Here is a 24671-nt window from a genome sequence, read left to right as displayed (position 1 = left end):
GGCCCAACCTTTAGGCCTGGGTGAGATAATGGGCACGGTATGGTGGTGACCCGCATCGCCCCAAGCCCCACGGGAGACCCCCACGTGGGCACGGCCTACATCGCCCTTTTCAACTACGCCTGGGCCAGAAAAAACGGGGGGCGCTTTATCGTACGCATAGAGGACACGGACCGGGCGCGCTACGTCCCCGGGGCTGAGGAAAGGATCCTCGCCGCCCTAAAGTGGCTCGGCCTCACCTACGACGAGGGACCCGACATCGGCGGCCCCCACGGGCCCTACCGGCAGTCGGAAAGGCTTCCCCTCTACCAAAGGCACGCCGAGGAGCTCTTGAGGCGAGGGTGGGCCTACCGGGCCTTTGAGACCCCAGAGGAGCTGGAAAGGATCCGCAAGGAGAAGGGAGGCTACGACGGCAGGGCCCGGTCCATTCCCCCCGAGGAGGCCGAGGAGCGGGCGAGGCGGGGCGAGCCCCACGTGATCCGCCTCAAAGTCCCCCGCCCCGGGACCACCGAGGTCAAGGACGAGCTTCGCGGGGTGGTGGTCTACGACAACGGGGAGATCCCCGACGTGGTCCTCCTGAAGTCCGACGGCTACCCCACCTACCACCTGGCCAACGTGGTGGACGACCGCCTCATGGGGGTCACGGACGTGATCCGGGCCGAGGAGTGGCTGGTCTCCACCCCCATCCACGTCCTCCTCTACCGGGCCTTCGGCTGGGAGGTGCCCCGGTTTTACCACATGCCCCTCCTGCGCAACCCCGACAAGACCAAGATCTCCAAGCGCAAGAGCCACACCTCCTTGGACTGGTACAAGGCGGAGGGGTTTCTTCCCGAGGCCCTTAGGAACTACCTGTGCCTCATGGGCTTCTCCATGCCCGACGGGCGGGAGATCTTCACCCTGGAGGAGTTCATAGAAGCCTTCACCTGGGAGAGGGTCTCCTTGGGAGGGCCGGTCTTTGACCTGGAGAAGCTCCGCTGGATGAACGGGAAGTACCTCCGGGAGGTGCTCTCCCTGGAGGAGGTGGCCGAGAGGGTGAAGCCTTTTCTGAGGGAAGCGGGCCTGGCCTGGCCCGACGAGGCCTACCTGCGGCGGGCGGTGGAGCTCATGCGCCCCCGGTTGGACACCCTGAAGGAGCTCCCCGAGAAGGCCCGCTACTTCTTCGCCGAGGACTACCCCATCTCGGAGAAGGCCCTGGCCAAGCTTCAGGAAGGGCTTCCCGTTCTCCAGGAGCTCTACCCCCGCCTAAAGGCCCAGGAGGAGTGGAGCGAGGCCGCCCTCGAGGCCCTACTCCGGGGCTTCGCGGCGGAGAAGGGCCTAAAGCTCGGCCAAGTGGCCCAACCCCTCCGGGCCGCCCTCACGGGGAGCCTGGAAACCCCGGGGCTTTTTGAGATCCTGGCCCTTTTGGGAAAGGAGCGGGCCCTTGCCCGGCTGGAGCGGGTCCTCTCGTGAAAAAGGCCGCAAGCCCGCGTATACTGGAGGGGATGAAGCGGCTTCTCCTCTCCCTCACCCTACTCCTGGGCTTGGCCAGCGCCCAAAGCGCCATCGGGATGCGCTTTGGCTACGGGGAAGGGCTGGGCCTCACCTTCGGGGCCGGGGTGGAAAACCGCCTGCGGCAAAACCTCTCGGGCCGCCTTCTGGCGGAGCTCTCCCCGGAGGCTCCCGGGGTGGCCCTGGAGGCCAGCCTCCTCTTTAAACCGGACCTGGGCCAGTACGACCCCACCCTCGCCGGGACCCTACCCTACTTCGGCGGGGGCTTAAGCGGCCTCCTGGGGCCGGTGCCCACCTTGGGGGTGAGCTTCAGCCTAGGGCTGGAAGGGCTCCTGGACCCCTACACCGGCCTCTTCGCCGAGGGCACCTACGTCTACGGCTTCGCCCAGTTCCCCAAGGTCTGGCGCCTGGCCTTGGGGGTGAACTTCCGCTAGGGGATGGCCGGCTTCTTCGATCGCCTGAAAGCGGGCCTTGCCAAGACCCGGGAGAAGCTCCTTAAGGCCATCCCCTGGGGCGGCAACCCCGAGGAGGTGCTGGAGGAGCTGGAGATGGCCCTCCTCGCCGCCGACGTGGGCCTCGAGGCCACCGAGGAGCTCCTGGCCGAGGTGCGGGCCTCGGACCGCAAGGACCTGAAGGAGGCGGTGAAGGAAAAGCTCGTCCAGATGCTGGAACCGGAGGAGCGGCGGGCCACCTTGAGGAAGCTGGGCTTCCGCCCCCAAACCCCGAAGGCGGTAGAGCCCAAGGGCCACGTGATCCTGGTGGTGGGGGTGAACGGGGTGGGCAAGACCACCACCATCGCCAAGCTGGGCCGCCTCTACCAGGGCCTGGGCAAGAAGGTCCTCTTCTGCGCCGGGGACACCTTCCGGGCCGCCGGCAGCGCCCAGCTCGCCGAGTGGGGGAAGCGCCTGGGAATCCCGGTGATCCAGGGCCCCGAGGGAGCGGACCCCGCCGCCCTCGCCTTTGACGCCACCCAGGCCAGGAAGGCCAGGGGCCTTGACCTCCTCCTGGTGGACACCGCCGGGAGGCTCCACACCAAGCAGGGCCTCATGGAGGAGCTGAAGAAGGTGAAGCGGGCCATCGCCAAGGCCGACCTCGGGGAGCCGGGGGAGGTGTGGCTGGTGCTGGACGCGGTCACCGGCCAAAACGGCCTGGAGCAGGCCAGGCGCTTCCACGAGGCCGTGGGCCTCACCGGGGTCATCGTCACCAAGCTGGACGGGACCGCCAAGGGCGGGGTCCTCATCCCCATCGTGCGCACCCTGAAGGTGCCCATCCGGTTCATCGGGGTGGGGGAAGGCCCGGAAGACCTCCAGCCCTTCGATCCCGAGGCCTTCGTGGAGGCCCTTCTCGAGGCCTAAGCGCCCGCACGTTGCCTTCGCAACATGGGACACCCGAAACAGGGCCAGGAGCGGGCCCTTTGGGGTACTTATGCCCCTTTGGCGTGAATCCTTCGCCTAAGCCCGTGTACGGAAGCCCTGCGGGCCTTTTTGACCGGGGCCCCCATGCTGGCTTGGGCCAGCATGGGGTGGTATTAACCCCTTTCCTCCTCCCTCCAGGGGCAGTGGCGGCACCCAGAGCCGCAACAGTAGCCCCGTTTGCGGTGGTAGGCCTCGGTGAAGACCACCCGCCCCTCCTCCCGGTAAAAGTCCTCCCCCTCTTTGAGGTCCTGAGGCGCTCCCTCCTCCATGGCCTCCAGTTTAGGGGTATGCTCTTCCCGATGCAGCGTGCCTCCCTCCTCCTCGCCTTCGCCTGGGCGGTGGCCCTGGTGGCCACCTTGGGGAGCCTCTACTACTCGGAGGTGCGGCTCTTCCTGCCCTGCGAGCTCTGCTGGTACCAGCGGATCTTCATGTACCCCCAGGCGGTTCTGCTGGCCATGGCCTTATGGCGGCAGGACTTCGGGGTCTGGCCTTACAGCCTGGCCCTTTCCCTGATGGGCGGGAGCCTCAGCACCCTCCACCTCCTGGAACAGCGCTTCCCCGACCTCTTCACCCTGGCCTGCAAGCCTCCCGTACCCTGCAGCACGGAATACATCCCCCAGTTCCCCATTCCCTTGCAGGCCCTCATCGCCTTCCTCCTCATCGCCTTAAGCATGGTCCTCCTGTCCAAGGAGGCCCGCAGGCTTTCCTGACCCGGGGGCCCGGCATGAAGCGGGTAGACCTCTTCACCGACGGGGCTTGCCTGGGCAACCCCGGCCCCGGGGGGTGGGCGGCCCTCCTCCGCTTTGACGCCCAGGAAAAGCTCCTCTCCGGCGGGGAGCCCTGCACCACCAACAACCGCATGGAGCTCAAGGCGGCCATAGAGGGCCTAAAGGCCCTCGAGGAGCCCTGCCAGGTGGACCTCCACACCGACAGCCACTACCTCAAGAAGGCCTTCACCGAGGGCTGGCTGGAAAGCTGGCAAAAAAGGGGCTGGCGCACGGCGGAGGGCAAGCCGGTGAAAAACCGCGACCTCTGGGAAGCCCTCCTCCTCGCCATGGCCCCCCACCGGGTGCGCTTCCGCTTCGTGAAGGGGCACGCCGGCCACCCGGAGAACGAGCGGGTGGACCGGGAGGCCAGGCGCCAGGCCCGGGCCCAGGCCAAGGTGCCCTGCCCGCCCCAGGCCCCCACGCTTTTCCACGAAGAGGCATAAAAGCGTTATAATCGGGCCATGCTGGAAACCGCCCTGCGCCCCGAGGACCGGGAAAGCCCCACCTTCAAGGCCAACAAGGACGCCTGGGTGGCCCTGGTGCGGGACTTCAGGGAGAGCCTGGAAAGGGTGCGCCAGGGAGGGGGCCCCAAGGCCATAGAGCGGCAGCACAAAAAGGGCCGCCTCACCGCCAGGGAGCGCATCCAGAGGCTCATAGACCCCGGCACGGAGTTCTACGAGCTCATGGCCTTCGCCGGGTGGGGGATGTACGAGGAGTGGGGCGGGGCCCCGGCGGGGGGGGTGGTGGCGGGGATCGGCCGCATCGCGGGGCGGGACTGGATGATCGTCGCCAACGACGCCACGGTGAAGGCCGGGGCCTTCTTCCCCATCACCGCCAAGAAGGTGATCCGGGCCCAGACCATCGCCCTGGAAAACCGCATCCCCACGGTCTACCTGGTGGACTCCGCCGGGGTCTTCCTCCCCCTTCAGGACGAGGTCTTCCCCGACCAGGACGACTTCGGCCGCATCTTCTACCTGAACGCCCGCATGTCCGCCCTGGGAATCCCCCAGATCTCCGCCATCATGGGGAACTGCGTGGCCGGGGGGGCCTACCTGCCCGTGATGACCGATGTCCTGATCATGACCGAGGGGAGCGGCCTCTACCTGGCGGGCCCCGCCCTGGTGAAGGCGGCCATCGGCCAGGAGGTCACCTCCGAGGAGCTCGGGGGGGCGAGGATGCACCACGAGGTCTCGGGGACGGTGGACTTCTACGAGCCCACGGACGAGGCGGCTTTGGAGCGCATCCGGGAGCTCGCCGCCCTCTACCCGCCCCCCCGCCTCGCCCCTTGGGCGGAAGGGCGCAAGGCGCCCAGGGAGCCCCTCTACCCCGTGGAGGACCTCTACGGCCTGGTCTCCCCCGATGGCTCCCGCCCCTACGACCTCCGGGAGGTGATCGCCCGGATCGTGGACGGCTCGGAGTTTCTGGAGCACAAGGGGGGGTACGGCGAGACCCTGGTCACGGGCTTCGCCCGGATCGGGGGGTACCCGGTGGGCATCGTGGGGAACCAGCGCCTCGTCCTCAAGAAGCGGGGGCGGATTGAGGTGGGGGGGGTCATCTACGCCGAGGCGGCGGACAAGGCGGCCCGGTTCATCCTCGAGGTCAACCAGATGAATATCCCCCTCCTCTTCCTCCAGGACGTCACGGGCTTCATGGTGGGCAAGGAGTCGGAGCAGGCGGGGATCATCAGGCGGGGAGCCAAGCTGGTGAACGCCGTTTCTAACTCGGTGGTGCCCAAGATCACCCTGATCCTCGGGGGGTCCTTCGGGGCGGGGAACTACGCCCTTTCGGGCAAGGCCTACGCCCCCCGCTTCCTCTTCGCCTGGCCCAGCGCCAAGTACGCGGTGATGGGCGGGGCCCAGGCGGCGAAGACCCTTCTGGAGCTGGAGGTGGAGAAGCTAAAGCGCCAAGGCCAGGAGCCCTCGGACGAGGAGCTAAGGGAGCTTTACGAGCGCATCAAGGGCCGCTACGAGGAGACCCTGGACCCCCGGTACGCCGCCGCCAGGCTCTGGGTGGACGCCGTCATCTTCCCCCACGAGACCCGGAAGTGGCTCATCAAGGCCCTCGAGGCCTGCGCCCTGAACCCCGAGCGGGAGCCCTTCCGGGTGGGGGTCTTCCAGGTGTAGGGGGGAAAGGTGGCCGAGGCCAAGTGGGTGGAGTGCCCCAGGGACGCCTGGCAGGGGTTTTCCCGCTTCATCCCCACCCAGGAGAAGGTGGCCTTCCTAAAAAGGCTTCTGGAAGCGGGCTTCCGCCACCTGGACCTCACGAGCTTCGTCTCCCCCAGGTGGGTGCCCCAGATGGCGGACGCCGAGGAGGTGCTTAAGGCCCTCCCGCCCCCGGAAGGGCGCACCTACCTCGCCATCGTGGCCAACGAAAAGGGCCTGGAAAGGGCCCTTTCCGCCCCCAACCTCACCCACGTGGGCTACCCCTTCTCCCTTTCCGAGACCTTCCAGCGCAAAAACACCAACCGCTCCCTGGAGGAGTCCTGGCCTCTGGTGGAGGCCATGGTGGAAAGGACCCAGGGGAGGCTCGGCCTCGTGGTCTACCTCTCCATGGCCTTCGGCAACCCCTACGGGGACCCCTGGAGCGTGGAGGCCGTCCTCGAGGCCCTCGCCAGGCTCAAGGCCCTCGGCGTGCGGGAGATCGCCCTCGCCGACACCTACGGGGTGGCGGACGCAAGGCGCATCCTCGAGGTCCTGAAGGCCGCCGTGGAACGCTTTGGCCCCGAGGGCTTAGGGGCCCACCTCCACGCCCGGCCCGAGGGGGTGCCAAAAAAGGTGGAGGCGGTCTTGGAGGCCGGGATCGCCTGGCTGGAAGGGGCCCTGGCCGGGGTAGGGGGGTGCCCCTTCGCCGGGGACGAGCTGGTGGGGAACCTCCCCACCGAGGTGGTCCTCCCCTATCTGGAGAAGAAGGGCTTGGCCACGGGGGTGGACCTAAACCACCTCCCTCAGCTGGCGGAGGAGGCGGCGAGGCTTAGGGCCCTTTACGCCTAGGCCGCCCGCTTGAGGTAGATCCCGGGGTCCGTGGGGTTGGCGATGGCGTTCACCCGCTTGAGCACCTCCTCCGTGGGGTAGCCCAGGAGGGCGGTGAGCTCCCCCGGGGAGACCACGGCCTCGTAGAACCTCCGGGCCCCCCGTTCCAGGAGCAGGCCCACCAGCTCGGAAAGGGCCTCCTCCCCCCCGGGGAAGGCGGGCCCGAAGGCGTCGGGCACCAGGAGGTCCTTTTTGCCTCCATGGAGGAGGAGGGCGTAGCGGGCCTTATCCCTTCGGTCCTGCCAGTCGGTGATGAGGTAGACCTGGGTCTCGGAAAGCTTCACCCCGCCCAGGGCCGCCTTCAGGGCCTCGAGGCTCACCCGGGGCGCGGCGCGCATGCCCACGCGTTCCATGCCTCCATCTTATTCCCCCGGGGTAGGGGCAAAACTCCCCAGGAGCTTCCGGGCGTAGATCACCTGCCCGGCGTGGTGCTGGGCGTGCTCCACCAGGTGGTGGAGGACGTGGGCCCGGGGGGCCTCCACCCCCTGGCTCCCCACGAGGACGGGCTTCCCCAGGTCCTCCTCCTCGAGCTCCCGGAGGGCGGGAAGGAGGGCCTCCCAGGCCTCGTGGAAGCGGGCCACCACCGCCTCCTTGGGCTCCGGCTCGCCCAAAAGCTCCCACTCCCTCCCCTTCCTCGCCCACTCGGGCAACTCCAGGCCTAAGGCGTAGTGGGCCAGGCGCAGGGAGCTCCCCGCGATGTGGCGCACCAGGCCGCCGATGGGGTTCGCCCCCTCCCTGGGCCGCCACCAAAAACCTTCCTCGGGGAGGTCAAAGGCCCACCTTTCCAGGTGCAGGGACACCTCCTTTAGGCCCTGGATCCAGGCCGAGACCGCCGGGGGCACCCCCGGCACCAGGGGCTCCAGAAAGGGCGCGGGCATACTCCCATGCTACCCCAACCCCTAGACTGGGTAAGGATGGAAGGCCTGATCCTCCTCCTCGCCCTCCTGCCCCTCCCCTTCCTCCTTCGGCGGAGGTCCGCCAGGGCCTGCCCCGCCTGCGGCCTCCCCCGGGCCTTGGCGGCACAGGTGGCCCGTTACCAGCGCTTTTGCCCCCGCGTGGCCGTCCGCGCCTGCCCCTTTGACCCCAGGCGGGGGGTTTACCGCCAGCGCCGATGAGGGTGGAGGAAGCCTACCGGAGCTTTGACCGGGACCTCGCCGACTACCTGGAGAGGAAGGGGCTGAAGCCCTCCTGCCGGGCGGGGTGCTCCGCCTGCTGCTTCGGCTGGGTAACCCTAAGCCGCCTCGAGGCCCTGGCCCTCCTCCCCCACCTCACCCCCGCCCAGAAGGCCCGCCTCCTGGAGGAAGGCCCGAGGCGGCTCGCCCTCCTGCGCCAGGGCAAGGACGACCCCCTCTTCCCAAGCCGCTTCTTCCAAGGCCGCACCCCCTGCCCCCTCCTGGAGGGGAACTTGTGCGGGGTCTACCCCTATAGGCCCCTGGCCTGCCGGGGCCTGCTCACCGCGGGAAGCCCCGACCTCTGCCTCCCCGAGGCCAGGGCCCCCAAAGGCCACTTCCTCCCCGTGCCCTGGCGCATGGCCCGCCTGCGCATGGAGGCCCTCTGGGAGGAGGAGAAGAGGCGGTACGGCTTCCTCCTCCTGGGGGAGCTTGCCGGCCTCCTCTACCTCCTCCTCCAGGGCCTCCCCGAGGAGCGGCAGAGGGTGGAGAAGGCCCTGGAGGCCTTGGGGGTCCTGGGGGGGAGGTGGGGGTACCAGGTGGTGTGATACCACCCCATGCTGGCCCAAGCCAGCATGGGGGCCCCGGCCAAAAGGCCCGCGGGGCTTCCGTACCTGGGCTTGGGCGAAGGATTCACGCCAAAGAGGTGCGAAGCAAGAGGCGGCCCGAAGGCCGCCCTTTGGCGGAGGGGGCGGGATTCGAACCCGCGAGGCCCCTGGCGGGGCCTACCGGTTTTCGAGACCGGCCCGTTCAACCGCTCCGGCACCCCTCCCTGAGCCGGGCGAAGAAGTCCCTTAAAAGCTTAGCACACTCCCCTTCCCGCACGCCACCCGCCATTCCCCGCCCGTCCCCGAAGCGGGTGAGGGCCCCTTCCTTGAGGTTCTCCGTTCCGTAGACCACCTCCACCCCGGCCTCGAGGAGGGCGTGGTGGCACATGCGGCAGGGCTCCAGGGTGACGTAAAGCCTCCCGCCTCGAGCCCCCGGGCCCAGCTTCCGGAGGAGGAGCATCTCCGCGTGGGCCGTGGGGTCCCCCGTGGCCTCCACCCGGTTGTGGGCGGCGTGGACCTCCTCCCCCACCACCAGCACGGCCCCCACGGGCACCTCCCCCTCGGCGAAGGCCCTCCTGGCCTCCTCCAGGGCGAGCCCCATGAGCTGGGCTTCCTCAGAGGGCGGGAAGAAGCCCAAGACCTCCTCCACCCTCTTCCCCTCCCCCCGCACGGGCCAGAGGGGCCTGAGCTCCCTCGGCACCCCCCTCTCCGCCAGGAACTCCACCAGGCGCTTCCTTCCGAAGGGCAGGGCCAGGTAGTCCCCGGGCGCCGCCCGGCGGAAGCCCGGGGGGAGGGGCACCTTGGGGGTGGGGGGGATGAGGAAAAGCGTCCCCCCCTGCCTGCGGGCGGTGTACCCGCCGGGAAGGGTGCTGGCCTTCCCCTTTAGGGCCTCCTCCAGGAGGAGGACGAGCCGCTGTTCTGGGCGGAGGTCCAAGGCCTCCAACACCTGGCGCAAGGCCCGGTGGCGCAGGGCCTCGGGGGCGTGGAGGAGGGGGGGCGCCCGGTAGGCGGGGACGAAAAAGCGGGGGTCAGGAAGGAGGCGGGCCCGGGCCTCCCGCTCCAGGAGGGCGTCCTCGGCCTCCCGCACCTGGGCGAAGCGGAAGAAGGCCTCCCGGGCCCGGGGAAAGCGCTCCAGGAGGAGGGGGAAGACCACCAGGCGCAGGTAGTTCCGGTCCAGGGAGAGGTCCTGGTTGCTGGGGTCCTCCCGCCAGGCCTCCCCCAGGGCCTCGAGGTAGGCCCTTAGGTCCTCCCGGGGAAAGGGGAGGAGGGGGCGGGCCAGAAGCCCCTCCTTCTCCCGGATGCCAAGACCCCTGGCCGTGCCCTGGAGGAGCTTGAGGAGGAGGGTTTCCGCCTGGTCGTCCAGGGTGTGGGCGGTGAGGATGGCCTTGGCCCCCACCTCCTTGGCCACCCGGTGCAAAAAGGCGTAGCGCACCTCCCGGGCCAGGGCCTCGAGGTTCTCCCCCCGCCTCTCGGCGATCCTTCCCACCTCCACCCGCTCGGCGAAGAAGGGAAAACCGAGCCTCTCCGAAAGGGCCCGCACGAAGGCCAGGTCCTCGGGGCTGTCGGGGCGGAGGCCGTGGTCCAGGTGGGCCACCACCGCCCTCCGCCCGGCCCGCCGGACCAGGTGGGCCAGGGCCACCGAGTCCCCGCCCCCCGAGACGGCCAGGACCAAGGGGTCTTTGGGGGCGAGCCGGTCTAGACGCTCCCTGAAGGCGGGCTCTAGCTTAAAGGCCTCCACCATTCCGTAGCCCCAGGGCGGGCCCCCCACGGGGCCAGTCTACCCCTATACTGGGGGCATGCGGATCCGCTTTCGGGAAAACGGACCCTACGTGGTGGAGTTCCCCCCGGGAACCAAGGTGCGCCTTGGCGGGGAGGAAATCCCCCTGCCCAAGGGTAACCTGGCCCTTTGCCGCTGTGGCGGTTCCCATAAGAAGCCCTTTTGCGACGGCACCCACAAGACCCTGGGGTTCCAGGCCGAGGCAGGGGAAATCCAGATAGAAGTCCAGTAAAGGCAAGGCCCCGGGATTCCCGGGGCTTCCTGGTGGGCGCGAGTGGACTTGAACCACCGACCCCTACCGTGTCAAGGTAGTGCTCTGGCCACCTGAGCTACGCGCCCTTGCCTCTGGAGGCGCCGGCCGGATTCGAACCGGCGAATGGAGGTTTTGCAGACCTCTGCCTTACCCCTTGGCTACGGCGCCAAGCCGTAAGGTATGGTAACACGGTAAAGGAGCCCTGTCAAGGAAAGCCCTTTCCCAAGCGGGAAATGCTATGATGCGGGGCAATGGGCGAGGTCTTCGTGCGCCTAAGGCGGGGCCGCTGGCCCCTTTCCAAGGGGCTTTTGGTGGAGGCCCTCCTGCCTTTAGGGGTGCCCCTCGAGGCCGCCCAGGCCGTGGCCCACACCGTGGAGGAGCGCCTCAAGGAGGAAGGGCGCAAGGAGGTGGGGCCCAAGGCCCTGCGGCAGGTCTTCCTGGAGGAGGTGGCCAAGGCCCTGGGCCAGGGGGTGGCGGAAAGGCTCTCCCGGCAGACCCTCCCCTTTGAAGAGATCCTCGTCCTACGAGGAAAGCGGCAGAGGCCCTTTTCCAAAGGGCTCCTGGCCCAGAGCCTGGAGGAAGCCGGGCTTCCCCTGAAGGAGGCCCACGCCCTGGCCAAGGCGGTGGAGCGCCGACTGAGGGAAGAGGGGGTGCGCAGGATCTCCGCCCGCCGCCTGGAGCAGGTGGTGGCGGAGGAGGTGGCCCGGGCCAAGGGCAAGGGCGCGGGAAGGCGCTACCTGGAGCGCCAGGCCTTCGCCGGGGAGCTCTTCGTGGAGGAGGAGGGGGGCGAGCCCCGCATGCCCTTTTCCAAGGGCATCCTGGCCCAGTCCCTCATGGGCATCGGCCTCTCCCCGGAGCAGGCCTACCGTCTGGCCCGGGAGATGGAGGGGGCCCTGCGCCAGGAGGGCAGGCGGGTGGTGGGGCGCACGGAGCTCAGGGAACGGGTGTACCAGGCCCTCCTCAAGGAGGTGGGGGAGGAAGAGGCCCGCCGCTACCTTCTCCTGCGGAGCCTCCGGAGGAGCGCCCGGCCGGTTCACATCCTCATCGGAGGGGTCACGGGGGTGGGGAAGAGCGTCCTGGCCTCGGCCCTGGCCTACCGGCTCGGCATCACCCACATCGTGCCCTCCGACGCGGTGCGGGAGGTCTTCCGGGCGAGCCTCTCCCAGGACCTCCTCCCCACCCTCCACCTCTCCACCTTTGAGGCCTGGAAGGCCCTCACCCCAAGCCTCCTCACCCAGGAGAGCCACGAGGCCCGGGTCCTGAGGGGGTTTTTGGACCAGGTGGCCCGGGTGGCGGTGGGCCTTAGGGCGATCCAGGAGCGGAGCGCCCTGGAGGGCACCTCCATCGTCCTGGAAGGGGTCCACGTGGTGCCCCGCTACCTGGACCACCCCCACCGGGAAAGGGTCCTCACCGTGCCCATGCTGGTGGTCCTCCACGACGAGAAGCTCCATCGGGACCGCTTTCTCCTGCGGGACCGGGAGACGGCTCACGCCCGCCCCCAGGAAAAGTACCTGCGGCACTTCCCCGAGATCCGCCTCATCCAGGACCACCTCCTCCGCCTGGCCCAGGAGGAAGGGACCCCCGTCATCCCCGGGGAGGACCTAGACGAGGCGGTGGAAAAGGCCCTGGAGGTGCTGGTGGCCTACCTCGAGGCCCAAAGCCCGGGGGTGGCCCGTGCTTGAGGCCCTGGCCTTCCCCCTCCTCCTGGCCCTCGCCTTCCGGCTGGAAAAGCGCCTCCCCCTCTGGGCCCTGGGGGTGTGGCTCAACGTTCTGTGGTTCGTTTACCAAAACCAGTGGGGCTCGGGGTGGCTGGCCTATCTGCGGGGCCTGGGAGCGGGCCTATTCCTGGCGGCGGGCTACGGGAGGCCGGGCCTCGCCTGGGCCCTCACCCCCTGGGCCCTTCTCCTCTACCTGCACCTGGACCTAAGGGAGCTCGCCCTTTACCTCCCCGCCATGGGGGAAGGCCTGCTCCTGGGAGCCCTCCTTTACCTGGCGGGCTTCCGCAGGCGGTAGGCCAGGTAGGGCAGCCCCAGGCCCACGGCCCCTCCCAGCAGGGCGTGGAGGGGGTGGCCGAAGAAGGCCTGGAGGAGGAGGTAAAGGGCCAGAAGCCCGAGGAAGAGGGGCACGGGGAAGGGCCTCTCCCCGTAGGCCAGGCCCGCTCCCCCCAGGGCCAGGCCCAGGGCCAGGGCGATGCCCTCCGGGTTGGGGCGAAGCCAGAGGAAGTACACGTACCCCGCCACCCCGAGGAGGGAAAGGGCCTGGGCCAAGCGGTTGGGGTCCATCACGCCTTCACGAAGCGGGCCACCAGCAGCTGGGAGAGGACCAGGGCCACGCCCCCCCAGGCCACCTGGGGCTCCCGCCCCAAAAAGCCCATGACCGCCGAGAAGACCCCGGCCACCAGAAAAAAGGGCACGTACCTGGGGCTCACCGTGAGGCCCAGGACGAAGGCCACGAGAAACCCCGCCACCCCCGGGGGAAGGCTCGCCCCCAGGGCCAGGAAGAGGAGCATGAGGGCCACGGTGATGGCCCCGGCCAGGTAGTAGGCCCCGGGAAAAGGCTCGGGGACTTTCTTTCGGGCGCGCTCGGCCATGCCCCAAGGCTATCACAAAAGCCCGGCGGCCGCGGCCACCGCCTCGAGGCGGGCGGGCACGGGTGGGGCAAGCTCGGCCACCCTCTCGGCGGTGGCCGGGTCCTTGAGGCCATGGCCGGTGAGGGTGAGGACCACGGTGCTTTCCGGCTCAAGCCTACCCTCCCGCAGCAGCTTGAAGATCCCCGCCATGGCGGCGGCGCTGGCGGGCTCGCAGAAGATCCCTTCCTCCCGGGCCAGGTAGCGGTAGGCGAAGAGGATTTCCTCGTCCGTCACCGCCTCTATGAGCCCCCCCGACTCCTCCTTGGCCCGGATGGCCCCTTGCCAGCTGGCGGGGTTTCCGATGCGGATGGCGGTGGCGAGGGTCTCGGGGCGCTCCACCGGGCGGCCCAGGACCAAGGGGGCCGCCCCCGCCGCCTGGAAGCCGAGCATCCTGGGAAGCCTCCTGGCCTTCCCCAGGGCGCGGTATTCCTTGTAGCCCATCCAGTGGGCGGTGATGTTCCCCGCGTTCCCCACAGGAAGGGCGTGGTAGTGGGGGGCGTCGCCGAGCTCGTCCACCACCTCAAAGGCCAGGGTCTTCTGGCCCTCCAGGCGGTGGGGGTTCACGGAGTTCACCAGGGCCACGGGGAAGGCCTCCGTGAGCCTTTGGGTGAGGCGCAGGGCGTCGTCAAAGTTCCCCTCCACCTGGACGATCCTCGCCCCGTGCACCAGGCTCTGGGCCACCTTGCCCAAGGCCACGTACCCCGCGGGGAGGACCACGATGGCCAAAATCCCGGCCCTGGCGGCGTAGGCGGCGGCGCTGGCGGCGGTGTTTCCGGTGCTGGCGCAGGCGATGGCCTTCGCCCCAGCCTCCACCGCCTTGGAGACGGCGAGGGTCATGCCCCGGTCCTTGAAGCTTCCCGTGGGGTTCAGGCCCTCGTACTTGGCGTAGAGGCGGATGCCCTTCCTCCTGGCCTCCTCCGGCCCCTTCAGGGGGATGAGGGGGGTGGAGCCCTCGAGGAGGCTTACGACCGGCGTTTTCTCCGAGACCGGGAGGAGGTCCCGGTAGCGCTCTATGAGGGGAAGCCGCATGGCCCCATGCTCCGGCCTTAAGGCCTCGCCGTCAAGGGAGGAAAAGGCCCCGGGTTTCCAAGACAAAACCGGGAAGCTCGGGGTCTAAGGGCACCCGTTCCGGTCCCTGGTGGCCCTCCACCCCTCCCGGGCGGAAGACCTCCACCCGGTGAAGGTAAGGGTCCAGGAGGACCACGAGGCGCACCCCGTTCGCCAGGTACCAGGCCGCCTTCTCCCGAAGCTCCTCGAGGCCCTGGCTTCTGGAGCGCACCTCAAACACCGCGTCCGGGGCCAGGGGAGGAAACCCTTCCCGCGCTTCTTGGGAGAGGGCCTGCCACCTCTCGCCCAGGAGGAAAGCGGCGTCCGGGGCGAGGACCGAACCGTCGGGGAGTTTGAACCCCGTGGAGGCGTCAAAGACCACCCCCAGGCCCCGCGCCTCGTTCCACCGGTAAAGCTGTCCTAGGACGGCGGCGCTGATCCGCCCGCTTTCCCCGCCCGTGGGGGACACGATGAGCCTCCCGTCGGCCAAGCGCTCAAACTGCCAGCCCGGGTTTCTCTCGGAAAGGAGGCGGAGCTCCTCATCGCTCACGGGGCGCAGAAGGTCCAGAAGGGGCACGCCCTCATTCTACCCCCGGCCAGGGGCTTCCTTCTTCCAAGGGGGGCCTCGGCCGGGGCGCGGGCAGGTGCCCCGGGGCCCCGGAGAGGAAGCGGAGGAGGTCGGCGAAAAGCCCGCTGGCCGTGGCCCCGCCCCCCGCCCCTGGCCCCGTGACGAAGGCCTCCCCCAAGGGCCGCGTCCTGACCCAGAGGGCGTTTCCCCGGGCCCCTGCCAAGGGGTGGTCCTGGGGAAGGCGCCTTGGGGCCACCACCGCCCGCCACCTCCCCCCTTCTCCGAAGAGGCTCGCCACGAGGCGCACCCTTTCCCCCCGGGCCTCGGCCTCCCGCAGGGCCTCTGGGGTGAGGCGGGCGATGCCCTGGGCCTCCACCCCGGCGAAGGGGAAGCCGGGGTCCACCAGGAGCCGGGCGAGGAGGGTGAGCTTGTGGGCGGCGTCTATCCCCTCCACGTCCAGGGTGGGGTCGGCCTCGGCGTAGCCCAGGCGCTGGGCCTCAAGAAGGGCCTCGGCGTAGGTCCGGCCCCGCTCCATCTCCTGGAGGATGTAGAGGGTGGTGCCGTTCAGGATGCCGTGGAGCTCCAAGGGCTCGCTCCCCCTCAAGGTTTCCAGGAAGGAGAGGGCGGGGGTGCCCGCCATGACGCTCGCCTCGTGGTAGATGAGCCCCTCCTCGGCGAAGGAGCGGAGGCGGTCCCAGGCCTCGGCGAGGAGGGCCTTGTTGGCGGTGATGAGGGGGATGCCGGCCTCGAGGGCGGGAAGGACGAGCCTAAGGGGCGCCTCCACCCCCCCCATGGCCTCCACCACCACATCGGCCTCCAGGAGGTCAAAGGGCTCGGCGCGAAGGAGCTCCTGGGGGATGGCCCTGGGCTTCTTCGGGTCCCGCACCAAGACGCCGAGGAACCGGGGGGTTACCCCGAAGGCGGAAAGCTCCTCCCCTCTCTCCAGAACAAGGCTATAGAAGGCACTCCCCACGGTGCCGCCCCCCAAGAGGGCGATCTTTAAGGCCTCCATGGGGGGATTATACCCCTTGCGCTTTGTTAGCTAAGCTCGCTAAGCTAAGTCCGTGAAGGCCTTCACCGTGCACCAGGCCAAGACCCACCTCTCCGGCCTCCTGAAGGCCGTGGAAGAGGGGGAGGAAGTGGTGATCCTGAGGGGCAAAACCCCCGTGGCCAGGCTCGTCCCCTACCGCAAGGGGAAGCGCCCCCTGGGGTTTGTCCCGGGGAGGCTTCCCGAGAGCTTCTTTGAACCGCTTCCCGAGGAGGAGCTCGCCCTGTGGGAAGGCGCTACCTCCTAGACACCCACGTCCTCGTCTGGGCCCTCACGGAACCCGGGCGGCTGAGCCCTAGGGTCCGGTCGCTTCTGGAGGACCCCGACACCCCCCTCCTCGTCTCCTCGGCCAGCGCCTGGGAGATGGCCACCAAGCACCGCCTAGGCAAGCTTTCCGGCGCCGAGGCGGTCTTGGAGGGTCTGGAAGGCCACCTCTCCCGCCTGGGGGCCGAGGAGCTTCCCATAAGGCTTGCCCACGCCCTCCTGGCGGGAAGGCTTCCCGGGGAGCGCCAGGACCTTTTTGACCGCATCCTGGCCGCCCAGAGCCTGGTGGAAGGCCTCGTCCTCCTCACCACCGACCGCGCCTTCCACGCCTTCGGCGTGGAGACCCTGTGGTGAAGGACCTCCTGGAGGAACGGGCGCGGGAGCTCGGCCTCCTCTTCGCCTGGGCCCCCCTGGACCTGCCCCAAAAGGCCGAGGCCCGCCACCGGGCGTGGCTAGAGGCGGGCCGCCACGGGGGGATGGCCTACCTGGAGTCCCCAGAGCGCTTCCAACCGAGAAAGCGCTTCCCCTGGGCGAGGAGTGCCCTCCTCCTCTTCGCCCCTTACGCCTACCCCGACCCCGGCGTCCCCGGGGGGGGCCTGCGGGTGGGCCGGGTGGCCCGCTACGCCTGGACCCGGGACTACCACCTGGTCCTGGGGGAGGCGCTGAAGGCCCTGGAGGAGACGGCGCGGGGCCTGGGCCTCGAGGCCAAGGGCTACGTGGACCACGGGCCCCTTCCCGAAAGGACCCTCGCCGCCCTCTCCGGGTCGGGCTGGATCGGAAAAAGCGGCTACTTCCTCTCCCAGGCCTTCGGGGTCCACGCCTTTATCGGCGTCCTCCTCACCCCCCTGGAGGTGGAGGCCGCCCCCCTCCACCCTAGCCGCTGCGGCCGCTGTGTGCGCTGCCTTTCCGCCTGCCCCACGGAAGCCCTCCTCGGGGACGGCACCCTGGACGCCCGCACCTGCGTGAGCTACCTCACCATTGAGCACAAGGGGCCCATCCCCCCGGGGCTTTGGAAGGGGGTGGGGGAGTGGCTTTTCGGCTGCGACCTCTGCGGGGAGGCCTGCCCCTGGGAGCGGTTCGGCAAGGTCTGGAAGGCCTTAAGGCCCGAGCCCGAGCTCGCCCACCCGGACCTTCTGGACTTCTTCCACTTCTCGGGGCGGGCCTTCGGGAGGAAGTACGCGGGCACCGCCTTCCTCCGGGCGGGAAGGGCCCGCATGGCCCGGAACGCCCTCGTCGTCCTCTTCAACCTGGGCCTGGGGGAGGCCCTCTTCCTGGAGGCGACAAGGGACCCCAGCCCCCTGGTGCGGCGCACCGCCCTAATGGGCCTCCAGTCCATGGGGAAACCCCTGGACCCCTTCCTGAAGGACCCCGACCCCCAGGTCCGGAGGGAAGCCCTACTCCTTTTGGAAGCGCCCGAAGCGGTACACCTGCTCCAGGACGGGAGGGAGGCCCCAGGCCCTGAGGTCAAAGAGGAGGGGACCTAGGTCGTAGGGCACCTTGAGGAAGCGGGCCTCGAGGGTTTCCGTGTCCAGCACCATGACGTCCGCCCCGTGCTCCCCGGCGAGGCTTAGGCCCACGCTCCCCGGGTCCGCCACCATCCCCCTCCCCACCCGCCGGGCCAGGGGCAGGTGCCGCCCCCCGAGGAGGAGGACCTCCGCCCCGTAGCGCTCCAAGAGGGTCAGGAACTCCCTGGCCTCCCCCAGAAGGTCCACCTGGGCCTCGGGGTTTCCCGGCTTTCCGTGGAAGGCCACCAGGCGCCTCCCCCCATAGGCCCTGCGGTGGGAGAGCCTGAGGCTGCGCAGGTAGGCGAGCTCTTTCTCCCCAAGCTGGCTTCGGGTCCACTCCAGGGTGGCCCTACCCACCCCCTCGGGCAGGGGCCCGGGGAAGGGGTAGGCCACCCTTAGGTCCCAGGCCCCGGCGATGGCAGGAAGCCCTTCCTCCCAGATCCGGTGGATCACCTGCCTAGGGTGGGGCCCGTAGCCCACCAGGTCCCCGAGGACCAGGATCTCGTCCACCCCTTCGGCCCGTAGGGCCTCCAGGGCGGCCTCGAGGGCGGGCAGGTTGGCGTGGATGTCCGAGAGAACCCCGAGGCGCATGGGTCCATTCTCCCACCTCCGACGCCGAAACCCGGTGAAAAGCGACCGGGGAAACCTTATGGTGGAGGGGTGTGGGCCTTCCTCCTGGGCCTCCTCCTCGCCCTCACCCTACCCCCCTTCCCCCTGGGCTTCCTCGCCCCCTTCGTCCTCGCCTTCCTCCTCAAAGGGGGCTTCCGGGAAGGGTTCTTTGCGGGCCTCGGGTTTTGGGGGCTTCACCTGGTCTGGCTCCCGCAGAGCTTCGCCCAGAACTTCGGGCCCTGGGGGGCGGTGCCCTTTCTGCCCCTCGTCCTCGTCAAGGCCCTCTCCTTCGGCCTCCTCTTCGCCCTCACCCCCAATGCCCCCATGCGCATTGGGGGGTGGGTCCTCCTGGAGTGGCTCACGGAGCAAGGGGAGCTCGCCTTCCCCTGGGGGTTTCTGGGCTATGCCCTGGTGGAGGCCCCGGGCCGCATCCTCGCCGCCTGGGGCGGGGTCTACCTCCTCTCCCTCCTCGTCCTCTTCGTGTCCTGGGGCCTATGGGCGAGGCGGCCTTGGGTCCTCCTCCCCTGGGCCCTCCTCTGGCTCCTTCCCCTCCCCGAGGCCAGGCCCGAGGGAAAGGCCCTCTTGGTCCAGGGGAACATCAACCCCTTAAGGAAGTTCCAGGGGGAGCTGGACGAAAGGGTCTACCTGAGGCTCACGGAGGCCGGCCTAAAGGCCCACCCCGAGGCGGACCTCGTGGTCTGGCCCGAGACCGCGGTGTGGCGGATCCCCCAAGAGGCGGAGGCCCTCCTCCAGGGCCGCCCCCTCCTCACCGGCCTCAACCTCTTCGGCCCCAACCGGGCGGTGCTCTACCGGGAGGGCGGGGTCCTTGGCCACTACGACAAGACCCGCCTCGTCCCCTTCGGGGAGCGCTTTCCCTTCCGGGTGGCTCTGGGCGGGGTCTACGCCTTCTTCTTCCGGGCCATGGGGCTTGGGGACCTCGCCGACCGCACCCCCGGGGAGAAGGTGGCCCCCATTGGGCCCTACGGCGTCCTCATCTGCTACGAGTCCGTCTTTCCCTCCGTGGCCCGAGGCCTGGCGCGGGAAGGGGCCAGGGTCCTCGTCCTCCTCACCAACGACGCCTGGTTCGGCCCCTCCTTCGGGGGCAGGCAGCACTTCGCCCTGGGACGCTTAAGGGCGGTGGAAACGGGGCGCTGGCTCCTTAGGGCGGGAAACGACGGGATCACCGCAAGCATTGACCCCTTCGGCCGGGTGGTGGCGGAAATCCCGGCCCACCAAGAGGGCTTCCTCCTCGCCCCTTACGCCTTAAGGACGGGCCTCACCCCCTACGCGCGCCTGGGAGACTGGGCGGTGGGCCTGGCGTTGACCATCTTCCTCCTTGGCCTTATCCTTAGGGTGCGTCCGCCGGGGTGGCGGAATCGGTAGACGCGGCAGACTCAAAATCTGCTGTCCGCAAGGACGTGTGGGTTCGAGTCCCGCCCCCGGCACCAAGGGGCCCCGAAAGGGGCCTTATTCCTTGTCCCAAAGGGCGAGGACGTAGCCTTCCGCCACCAAGAAGCGGGGCGGGCTTCCCAAAGCCTCCCGGAAGAGGCCCTCCAGGGCTTCCAAGGAGAGCCTCCGCCCAAGGGGCGGGCCCACCTCCTCCTCCCGGTAAGGCCACTCCAAGACGGCCACCCTCCTCGCCACCCGGGAGGCCTCCCGGAGGGCGGGAACGGGGTCCAGGTGGTGGAGGGCGAGGCCAAAAAAGGCGAGGTCAAAGCTCCCCCCAGGGAAGGGCAGGGCCTCGGCCCGCCCCTCCACGAACCTGGCCTCCTTCACCTTGGCCCGGGCCGCCTCCAGGCGGTCCGCCCTGGGGTCCAGCCCCACGGCGAAGAGGCCCAAGGCGGCGAAGGCCTCGGCGAAGACCCCGGTGCCGGTGCCGATGTCCAAAACGCTTTTCGCCTCGAGGCCCTCCAAGGCCTTGCGGGCGATCTCCAGGGGAGGAAAGCGCCTAAGCCTTTCCTCCTTGCGGAAGGGGTCCTGGGCCTCGCAGGCGTTGGTGAAGAGGGCCCACATCACCAAAGGCCCCTCCTCCGCCGCCTTCTCAAAGGCCCTTTGCAGGGTGAGGAAGACCTCCTCCTCCCTTCCGGAAACCTCCGAGTGGGTGGGGAAGACGCGGTAGCTGGCCCCGCTTTCCTCCAGGGCCAGGAGGGCTTTCTCCACCGCCCTGTAGTCCCCCTGCAGGAGGGGGTAAAGGGCGAAGAGGGCCTTCACCGCCATCTTCCCAAGTATAGGGCGGGGCGGTTGCCGGCGCGCCTTCCCGCCCGGTCGGCCTCCTTGTAAGGAGGCTTAGCCTCGGGGGCGAGAAACACCGCTTCCCCCTCCGCTTCCGGGGGTCCCAGGAGGGCCTTCAGGTCCTCCCGGGCGAGGAAGCGGGCCCGGGCCCAGGGGAGGACGCCCCTCTCCCCGAGCCTCCGGTAGAGGGCGGCCCAGGGGGAGAGGGCCTCCAGAATCCCCACCAAAAGGGCCCCGCCCGGGCGGAGGACGCGCCGGGCCTCCAGGAGGACCCGCTCCACGTCCTCCACGAACTCCAGGGCGGTGAAGAGGAGGACCACGTCAAAGCTCTCCCCGGGAAAGGGGAGGGCCTCGCCTCGAGCCCGCACCCAGGTGGCCTCGGGCGCCCGCCTCCTGCCCACGGCGAGCATAGCCTCGGAGGGCTCCACCCCCACCTTCTTCGGGTAGGGAAGCCGCCTAAGCCAGTAGCCTGTTCCCGCCTCCACCTCCAGGAGGCTTCTCCCCTCGGGAAGAAGCCCCCTTAGGGCCCGCTCCTCCTCGGCGATGACGAAAGCCCCCAAGGGGGTCTCGTACCAAGACTCGTAAGCCTCGGCCAGGGAAGCGAAGGGGTCCACGCCCCTAGTCTAGCCGCACCGCCACGCCCTCCTCGGGCCGCAAAAGAAGCCTCTCCCCCACCCTCTCCTCCCGGTCCAGGTGGGTGGAAAGGGCTACCCTCCCCCCGCGCGGCAGTTCCAGGGACCTCTCCTTCTCCGTGAGGTTCAGGGCCAAAAGCCACCCCTCCCCCCGGAGGTAGGCGTAGACCCCCTCCCCCGCCCGGTAGGTGCGGTAGGCCCCGTAGAGAAGGTCGGGGTCCTTCCTCAAGGCGATGAGGCGACGCACCAGGTGGAGCATGGAGCGGGGGTCTTGCTCCTGGGCGGCCACGTTCCGCGTCCGGTAGTCGGGGTTCAGGGGAAGCCAGGGCTCCACCGTGGAAAACCCCCCGTAAGGGGAGGCGTCCCAGGGCATGGGCGTCCGCTCGGGGTCCCGGCCCAGGGTGTGGTAGGCGGTGGGCTCCCGGTCCCTCTGCCTCAGGGCCGCGGGGTCCTGCACCTTCTCCGGGGGGATGAGGCCGTTGGGCAGGGCGAGCTCGTCCCCATAGTACCAGGTGGGGGTGCCCCTCAGGGTAAAGAGGAGCATGGCCGCAACCCGGGCCCCCCTCTCCCCCAGGCGGGAGGCGAGGCGGGGCTGGTCGTGGTTGCCGAGGACCCAGTTGGGCCAGTCCCAGCGGGTGAGGAGGCTCTCGTAGGTCTCCACGATCCGGGCCAGGTTCTCGGGCCGCCAGTCGGAAAGCCCCTCGGTGACGAGGCTGAAGTTGAAGGGCAGGTGGCACCCAGCGGCGTAGTAGCGCACCAGGCGGGGCAAGGGCAGGTAGATCTCCCCCACCATCACCCGCTCCCTCCCGGACTCGGAGAACTCGTCCAGGACCTGGCGCATCTCCCGCACGTAGGCGTAGGTCTCGGGCTGGTCCTCGGTGAAGACGTGGAGGTGGCGGCCCCGGTCCCACATCCCCGGGCGCCATTCGGGGTTGCCGGGCTCGTCCCGCAAGAGCAGGTCCTCCGCCAAAAGCCAGAGCACGTCCACCCGGAAGCCGTCCACCCCCCGCCTAAGCCAGAAGCGCATGACCTCCTTGATGGCCTCCCGCACCTCGGGGTTGCGCCAGTTGAGGTCGGGCTGCTCGGGGAGGAACTGGTGCAGGTAGTACTGGCCCGTCCTTTCGTCCAGGGTCCAGGCGGGGCCGCCAAAGAAGCTCTGCCAGTTGTTGGGAGGGCCGCCGTCCGGAGCGGGGTCTTTCCAGACGTACCAGTCCCGCTTGGGGCTATTGCGGGAGGCGCGGGACTCCAAAAACCAGGGGTGCTGGTCCGAGGTGTGGTTCGGCACCAGGTCCACGAGGACCCTAAGCCCCAGGGCGTGGGCCTCCCCTAGGAGGCGGTCAAAGTCCTCCAGGGTCCCGAAGACGGGGTCCACGTCGCAGTAGTCGGCCACGTCGTAGCCGAAGTCCTTCATGGGGCTCTTGTAGAAGGGGGAAAGCCAAAGGGCGTCCACCCCCAAGGACTTGAGGTAGGGAAGCCGCCTGCGCACCCCCTCCAGGTCCCCCACCCCGTCCCCGTTGGTGTCCTGGAAGCTCCGGGGGTAGACCTGGTAGATGACCGCCCTTTGCCACCAGCTCATGGCCCAGAGTCTACACCGCTTTGGGGCACCTCCGGCGTGTAGCGGCCCGCCAGGGCGGCGAGCAGCCTCCCCCGGGTCACGATGCCGAGGAGCCTCCCCTCCCCGTCCACCACGGGGAGGGGCAAGGGAGTCTCGCTGAAGAAGGGCAGGGCCTCCTCCAGGGTCTGGTCCGGCCGGAGGGTGGGCAGGGGCTCGAGGTAGGGGGTGAGGTCCTGGCCGTCCCCCTTCTTCAGGGCCTCGGCCAGGACCTCGGCGCGTACGACCCCGAGGAAGCGCCGGTTCCGGTCCACCACGTAGGCGGAGGAAACCCCCGCCTGCCCCATCTTGCGCAAGGCGGCCCGCAGGCCCTCCCGGCCCAGGGTGACCGTGACCGCCTCCCGCATGAGCCCCTCCACCCGGTAGACCATGGCCGGGTTCACCCCCTCCACGAAGGCGGCCACGTACTCGTTGGCCGGGCGGGCGAGGATCTCCTCCGGGGCCCCCACCTGGACCACCTCGCCGTCCTTCATGATGGCGATGCGGTCGCCGATGCGGAGGGCCTCGTCCAGGTCGTGGGTGACGAAGAGGATGGTCTTCTTCAGCTCCCCCTGGAGGCGGAGGAGCTCGTCCTGCATCTCCCGGCGGATCAAGGGGTCCAAAGCGCTAAAGGCCTCGTCCATGAGAAGGACGGGCGGGTCGGCGCAAAGGGCCCGGGCGAGGCCCACCCGCTGCTTCTGCCCGCCGGAAAGCTGCACCGGGTAGTTCTGCTCGTAACCCGCCAGCCCCACCCGCTCCAGCCACACCCGGGCCCGCTCCTCCCGCTCCTTCCTCGGGACCCCCTTGAGCTCCAGGGGAAAGGCCACGTTCTGCAGCACGGTGCGGTGGGGCAGCAGGGCGAAGTGCTGGAAGACCATGCCGAAGGTCTCCTGGCGGAAGCGAAGGAGGTCCCGGCGCTTCAAGGCCGTGACCTCGGTTTCCCCCACGTAGACCCGGCCCGCCGTGGGCTCAATGAGGCGGTTCACCACGCGCAAAAGCGTGGACTTCCCGGAGCCGGAAAGCCCCATGATGACGAAAAGCTCCCCCTGATGGATCTCCAGGTTGACGTTCTTCAGGCCCACCACGTGCCGGGTCTTCTGAAAGATCTCGTCCTTCCTGCCCCCCCGGCGGACCTCCTCGAGGACCTCCTTCGCCCGGGGCCCGAAGATCTTGTAAACGCCCTCTATGCGGATGTAGCTCATGCCTCCTCCCGGTAGCGGCGCATCACCCGTTGGCCCGCCGCCTGGGTCAGGCGGTCCATGACGATGGCCAGGGCCACGATGGCCACGCCGGCCTCCGCGCCCCTACCCACGTCCAGCCGCTGGATGCCGAGGAGCACCTCCTCCCCCAGGCCCCGGGCCCCGATCATGGAGGCGATGACGACCATGGCCAGGGCCATCATGGTCGTCTGGTTCACCCCCGCCATGAGGTTGGGGAGAGCCAGGGGAAGCTCCACCTTAAAGAGCCGCTGCCACGAGGTGGCCCCGAAGGCCTCCGCCGCCTCCACCACCTCCCGGCTCACGAGCCTCAGGCCCAGGTCCGTGAGGCGGATCATGGGCGGCACGGCGTAGATCACGGTGGCGATGAGGGCGGGCACCTTCCCAAGCCCGAAGAGGAGGAGGGCCGGGATCAGGTAGACGAAGCTGGGCATGGTCTGCATGGCGTCCAGGATGGGAAGCATGACGCCGCGGAAGCGGTCGCTCCGCCCCATGAGGATCCCCAAGGGGAGCCCCAGGGCCACGGAGATGACCACGGAGGCCAGGACCAAGGCCAGGGTCTGCATCCCCTTGTCCCAAAGGCCCAGGCCCTCTATCAGCCACACGGCGAAGCCCATCCCCAGGGCGAAGAACGCCCTCCGGGTGAAAAGCCACCCGAGAAGCGCGGCCACCCCCGCCACCCAAGGCCAGGAGAGGCTCCGAAAGAAGCCCTCAAAGGCCAGGATGAACTGGAGGAGGGCGTTGGAGAGGCTCTCAAAGAAGTCCCCGTAGTTCCGGACCAGCCAGGTGATGAAGACGTTGATCCATTCGCCAAGCGGTATTTCCATAAGCCTTACTCCTCTCTAAAGGACCAGATTAACGCTCTCCGCAGGGAAAGGGCAGGGCC

At 69.3% G+C, this 24671-nt stretch carries 31 protein-coding genes and 4 tRNA genes; 17 read left to right on the top strand and 18 right to left on the bottom strand.

The features are described 5' to 3' along the window. Window positions 1-39: 39 nt before the first annotated feature. From gltX to ftsY, 3 genes are read left to right on the top strand one after another with little or no spacing between them, the layout of a single operon-like run. The gene (gene gltX, locus ACY5J6_RS02900) at window positions 40-1446 is read left to right on the top strand and encodes a glutamate--tRNA ligase (RefSeq protein WP_462845864.1); all 1407 of its coding nucleotides are present in this window, start codon (window positions 40-42) and stop codon (window positions 1444-1446) included. Window positions 1447-1478: 32 nt separating this feature from the next. Then, window positions 1479-1919: a hypothetical protein gene (locus ACY5J6_RS02895; protein WP_462845863.1), complete on the top strand. Its 441-nt coding sequence runs from the start codon at window positions 1479-1481 to the stop codon at window positions 1917-1919. A gap of 3 nt (window positions 1920-1922) precedes the next feature. Further along, a complete protein-coding gene (gene ftsY, locus ACY5J6_RS02890) occupies window positions 1923-2840 on the top strand; it encodes a signal recognition particle-docking protein FtsY (protein ID WP_462845862.1) in 918 nt (305 codons plus the stop codon). Between the two features lie 173 nt (window positions 2841-3013). Here the strand turns inward: ftsY and ACY5J6_RS02885 are convergent, their stop codons facing one another. Beyond that, window positions 3014-3169: a DUF5522 domain-containing protein gene (locus ACY5J6_RS02885; RefSeq protein WP_462845861.1), complete on the bottom strand. Its 156-nt coding sequence runs from the start codon at window positions 3167-3169 to the stop codon at window positions 3014-3016. A 30-nt stretch (window positions 3170-3199) separates the two neighbouring features. Here ACY5J6_RS02885 and ACY5J6_RS02880 point away from each other — a divergent pair, with 30 nt between their 5' ends. From ACY5J6_RS02880 to ACY5J6_RS02865, 4 genes are read left to right on the top strand one after another with little or no spacing between them, the layout of a single operon-like run. Beyond that, window positions 3200-3610 carry a disulfide bond formation protein B gene (locus ACY5J6_RS02880; protein WP_462845860.1) on the top strand — a complete coding sequence of 137 codons (411 nt, stop codon included), beginning with the start codon at window positions 3200-3202 and terminating at the stop codon, window positions 3608-3610. A gap of 14 nt (window positions 3611-3624) precedes the next feature. Then, on the top strand, window positions 3625-4110 hold the full coding sequence (gene rnhA / locus ACY5J6_RS02875; RefSeq protein ID WP_462845859.1) for a ribonuclease HI: 486 nt from the start codon (window positions 3625-3627) through the stop codon (window positions 4108-4110). 18 nt (window positions 4111-4128) lie between these two features. Beyond that, window positions 4129-5790, top strand: coding sequence for an acyl-CoA carboxylase subunit beta (locus tag ACY5J6_RS02870; protein WP_462845858.1), 1662 nt, complete (start codon window positions 4129-4131; stop codon window positions 5788-5790). Window positions 5791-5799: 9 nt separating this feature from the next. Then, on the top strand, window positions 5800-6657 hold the full coding sequence (locus ACY5J6_RS02865) for a hydroxymethylglutaryl-CoA lyase (RefSeq protein ID WP_462845857.1): 858 nt from the start codon (window positions 5800-5802) through the stop codon (window positions 6655-6657). Here the strand turns inward: ACY5J6_RS02865 and ACY5J6_RS02860 are convergent. Both ACY5J6_RS02860 and ACY5J6_RS02855 read right to left on the bottom strand, forming a co-directional pair. Next, a complete protein-coding gene (locus tag ACY5J6_RS02860) occupies window positions 6654-7049 on the bottom strand; it encodes a DUF3197 domain-containing protein (protein ID WP_462845856.1) in 396 nt (131 codons plus the stop codon). The two genes, ACY5J6_RS02865 and ACY5J6_RS02860, sit on opposite strands and share 4 nt — an antisense overlap. 9 nt (window positions 7050-7058) lie before the next feature. Beyond that, a complete protein-coding gene (locus ACY5J6_RS02855) occupies window positions 7059-7574 on the bottom strand; it encodes a DinB family protein (RefSeq protein ID WP_462845855.1) in 516 nt (171 codons plus the stop codon). Between the two features lie 36 nt (window positions 7575-7610). Here ACY5J6_RS02855 and ACY5J6_RS02850 point away from each other — a divergent pair, with 36 nt between their 5' ends. Further along, entirely contained in the window at window positions 7611-7811 is a 201-nt protein-coding gene (locus ACY5J6_RS02850; RefSeq protein ID WP_462845854.1) for a hypothetical protein, read from the top strand. Continuing rightward, complete coding sequence (locus tag ACY5J6_RS02845) at window positions 7808-8413, top strand: YkgJ family cysteine cluster protein (RefSeq protein ID WP_462845853.1); 606 nt, start codon at window positions 7808-7810, stop codon at window positions 8411-8413. Before ACY5J6_RS02850 ends, ACY5J6_RS02845 begins: the two co-directional genes overlap by 4 nt. Window positions 8414-8545: 132 nt before the next feature. On the opposite strand, the gene ACY5J6_RS02840 is transcribed toward ACY5J6_RS02845, so the two are convergent. Beyond that, window positions 8546-8637 (bottom strand) — tRNA-Ser (locus tag ACY5J6_RS02840). Further along, window positions 8616-10154: a tRNA lysidine(34) synthetase TilS gene (tilS, locus tag ACY5J6_RS02835; RefSeq protein ID WP_462846483.1), complete on the bottom strand. Its 1539-nt coding sequence runs from the start codon at window positions 10152-10154 to the stop codon at window positions 8616-8618. The genes ACY5J6_RS02840 and tilS overlap by 22 nt, the downstream gene beginning before the upstream one ends. A 55-nt stretch (window positions 10155-10209) precedes the next feature. Between tilS and ACY5J6_RS02830 the strand changes: the two genes are divergently transcribed. Beyond that, a complete protein-coding gene (locus ACY5J6_RS02830; protein ID WP_462845852.1) occupies window positions 10210-10422 on the top strand; it encodes a CDGSH iron-sulfur domain-containing protein in 213 nt (70 codons plus the stop codon). A gap of 30 nt (window positions 10423-10452) precedes the next feature. On the opposite strand, the gene ACY5J6_RS02825 is transcribed toward ACY5J6_RS02830, so the two are convergent. Continuing rightward, window positions 10453-10529 (bottom strand) — tRNA-Val (locus ACY5J6_RS02825). 7 nt (window positions 10530-10536) lie between these two features. Then, a tRNA-Cys gene (locus ACY5J6_RS02820) sits at window positions 10537-10611 on the bottom strand. 83 nt (window positions 10612-10694) lie between these two features. Between ACY5J6_RS02820 and ACY5J6_RS02815 the strand changes: the two genes are divergently transcribed. Further along, window positions 10695-12125, top strand: a complete 1431-nt coding sequence (locus tag ACY5J6_RS02815; RefSeq protein ID WP_462845851.1) for an ATP cone domain-containing protein — start codon at window positions 10695-10697, stop codon at window positions 12123-12125. Then, the gene (locus tag ACY5J6_RS02810; RefSeq protein ID WP_462845850.1) at window positions 12118-12456 is read left to right on the top strand and encodes a hypothetical protein; all 339 of its coding nucleotides are present in this window, start codon (window positions 12118-12120) and stop codon (window positions 12454-12456) included. The genes ACY5J6_RS02815 and ACY5J6_RS02810 overlap by 8 nt, the downstream gene beginning before the upstream one ends. Here ACY5J6_RS02810 and ACY5J6_RS02805 read toward each other — a convergent pair. The 5 genes from ACY5J6_RS02805 to ACY5J6_RS02785 are packed head-to-tail and all read right to left on the bottom strand — an operon-like array spanning window position 12429 to window position 15699. Continuing rightward, entirely contained in the window at window positions 12429-12725 is a 297-nt protein-coding gene (locus ACY5J6_RS02805; RefSeq protein WP_462845849.1) for a hypothetical protein, read from the bottom strand. The genes ACY5J6_RS02810 and ACY5J6_RS02805 overlap by 28 nt on opposite strands. Beyond that, window positions 12725-13033, bottom strand: a complete 309-nt coding sequence (locus ACY5J6_RS02800) for a hypothetical protein (RefSeq protein WP_462845848.1) — start codon at window positions 13031-13033, stop codon at window positions 12725-12727. The genes ACY5J6_RS02805 and ACY5J6_RS02800 overlap by 1 nt, the downstream gene beginning before the upstream one ends. Window positions 13034-13045: 12 nt before the next feature. Further along, window positions 13046-14101: a threonine synthase gene (thrC, locus tag ACY5J6_RS02795; RefSeq protein WP_462845847.1), complete on the bottom strand. Its 1056-nt coding sequence runs from the start codon at window positions 14099-14101 to the stop codon at window positions 13046-13048. A gap of 31 nt (window positions 14102-14132) precedes the next feature. Next, entirely contained in the window at window positions 14133-14696 is a 564-nt protein-coding gene (locus tag ACY5J6_RS02790) for a Uma2 family endonuclease (RefSeq protein ID WP_462845846.1), read from the bottom strand. A gap of 4 nt (window positions 14697-14700) precedes the next feature. Beyond that, window positions 14701-15699, bottom strand: coding sequence for a homoserine dehydrogenase (locus ACY5J6_RS02785; RefSeq protein ID WP_462845845.1), 999 nt, complete (start codon window positions 15697-15699; stop codon window positions 14701-14703). 52 nt (window positions 15700-15751) lie between these two features. Here ACY5J6_RS02785 and ACY5J6_RS02780 point away from each other — a divergent pair, with 52 nt between their 5' ends. Genes ACY5J6_RS02780 through queG form a run of 3 tightly spaced genes read left to right on the top strand, consistent with a single transcriptional unit; the run spans window position 15752 to window position 17483 of the window. Beyond that, on the top strand, window positions 15752-15982 hold the full coding sequence (locus tag ACY5J6_RS02780; RefSeq protein ID WP_462845844.1) for a type II toxin-antitoxin system Phd/YefM family antitoxin: 231 nt from the start codon (window positions 15752-15754) through the stop codon (window positions 15980-15982). Further along, a complete protein-coding gene (locus tag ACY5J6_RS02775) occupies window positions 15961-16353 on the top strand; it encodes a type II toxin-antitoxin system VapC family toxin (protein WP_462845843.1) in 393 nt (130 codons plus the stop codon). Before ACY5J6_RS02780 ends, ACY5J6_RS02775 begins: the two co-directional genes overlap by 22 nt. Beyond that, on the top strand, window positions 16347-17483 hold the full coding sequence (gene queG, locus ACY5J6_RS02770; RefSeq protein ID WP_462845842.1) for a tRNA epoxyqueuosine(34) reductase QueG: 1137 nt from the start codon (window positions 16347-16349) through the stop codon (window positions 17481-17483). Before ACY5J6_RS02775 ends, queG begins: the two co-directional genes overlap by 7 nt. Here the strand turns inward: queG and ACY5J6_RS02765 are convergent. Further along, window positions 17394-18095: a metallophosphoesterase family protein gene (locus tag ACY5J6_RS02765; RefSeq protein ID WP_462845841.1), complete on the bottom strand. Its 702-nt coding sequence runs from the start codon at window positions 18093-18095 to the stop codon at window positions 17394-17396. The two genes, queG and ACY5J6_RS02765, sit on opposite strands and share 90 nt — an antisense overlap. Window positions 18096-18164: 69 nt before the next feature. Between ACY5J6_RS02765 and lnt the strand changes: the two genes are divergently transcribed. After that, a complete protein-coding gene (gene lnt / locus ACY5J6_RS02760) occupies window positions 18165-19496 on the top strand; it encodes an apolipoprotein N-acyltransferase (RefSeq protein WP_462845840.1) in 1332 nt (443 codons plus the stop codon). Next, window positions 19475-19561, top strand: a tRNA-Leu gene (locus tag ACY5J6_RS02755). Before lnt ends, ACY5J6_RS02755 begins: the two co-directional genes overlap by 22 nt. A 19-nt stretch (window positions 19562-19580) precedes the next feature. On the opposite strand, the gene ACY5J6_RS02750 is transcribed toward ACY5J6_RS02755, so the two are convergent. From ACY5J6_RS02750 to ACY5J6_RS02730, 5 genes are read right to left on the bottom strand one after another with little or no spacing between them, the layout of a single operon-like run. Beyond that, window positions 19581-20330, bottom strand: a complete 750-nt coding sequence (locus ACY5J6_RS02750; protein ID WP_462845838.1) for a methyltransferase domain-containing protein — start codon at window positions 20328-20330, stop codon at window positions 19581-19583. Next, complete coding sequence (locus tag ACY5J6_RS02745; RefSeq protein WP_462845836.1) at window positions 20321-20959, bottom strand: class I SAM-dependent methyltransferase; 639 nt, start codon at window positions 20957-20959, stop codon at window positions 20321-20323. The genes ACY5J6_RS02750 and ACY5J6_RS02745 overlap by 10 nt, the downstream gene beginning before the upstream one ends. Before the next feature lie 4 nt (window positions 20960-20963). Continuing rightward, entirely contained in the window at window positions 20964-22553 is a 1590-nt protein-coding gene (locus ACY5J6_RS02740) for an alpha-amylase family glycosyl hydrolase (protein ID WP_462845835.1), read from the bottom strand. Then, window positions 22550-23770 (bottom strand): quaternary amine ABC transporter ATP-binding protein, encoded by a 1221-nt coding sequence (locus ACY5J6_RS02735; protein ID WP_462841376.1) that lies wholly within the window; start codon window positions 23768-23770, stop codon window positions 22550-22552. The genes ACY5J6_RS02740 and ACY5J6_RS02735 overlap by 4 nt, the downstream gene beginning before the upstream one ends. Next, the gene (locus ACY5J6_RS02730) at window positions 23767-24612 is read right to left on the bottom strand and encodes an ABC transporter permease (protein WP_462843132.1); all 846 of its coding nucleotides are present in this window, start codon (window positions 24610-24612) and stop codon (window positions 23767-23769) included. The genes ACY5J6_RS02735 and ACY5J6_RS02730 overlap by 4 nt, the downstream gene beginning before the upstream one ends. Window positions 24613-24671 lie beyond the last annotated feature (59 nt).

It is taken from the genome of Thermus sp. H19.2, assembly GCF_054979525.1.
The sequence above is the reverse complement of the archived record's forward strand: the minus strand, read 5'-3'. Positions and strand labels throughout refer to the sequence as shown.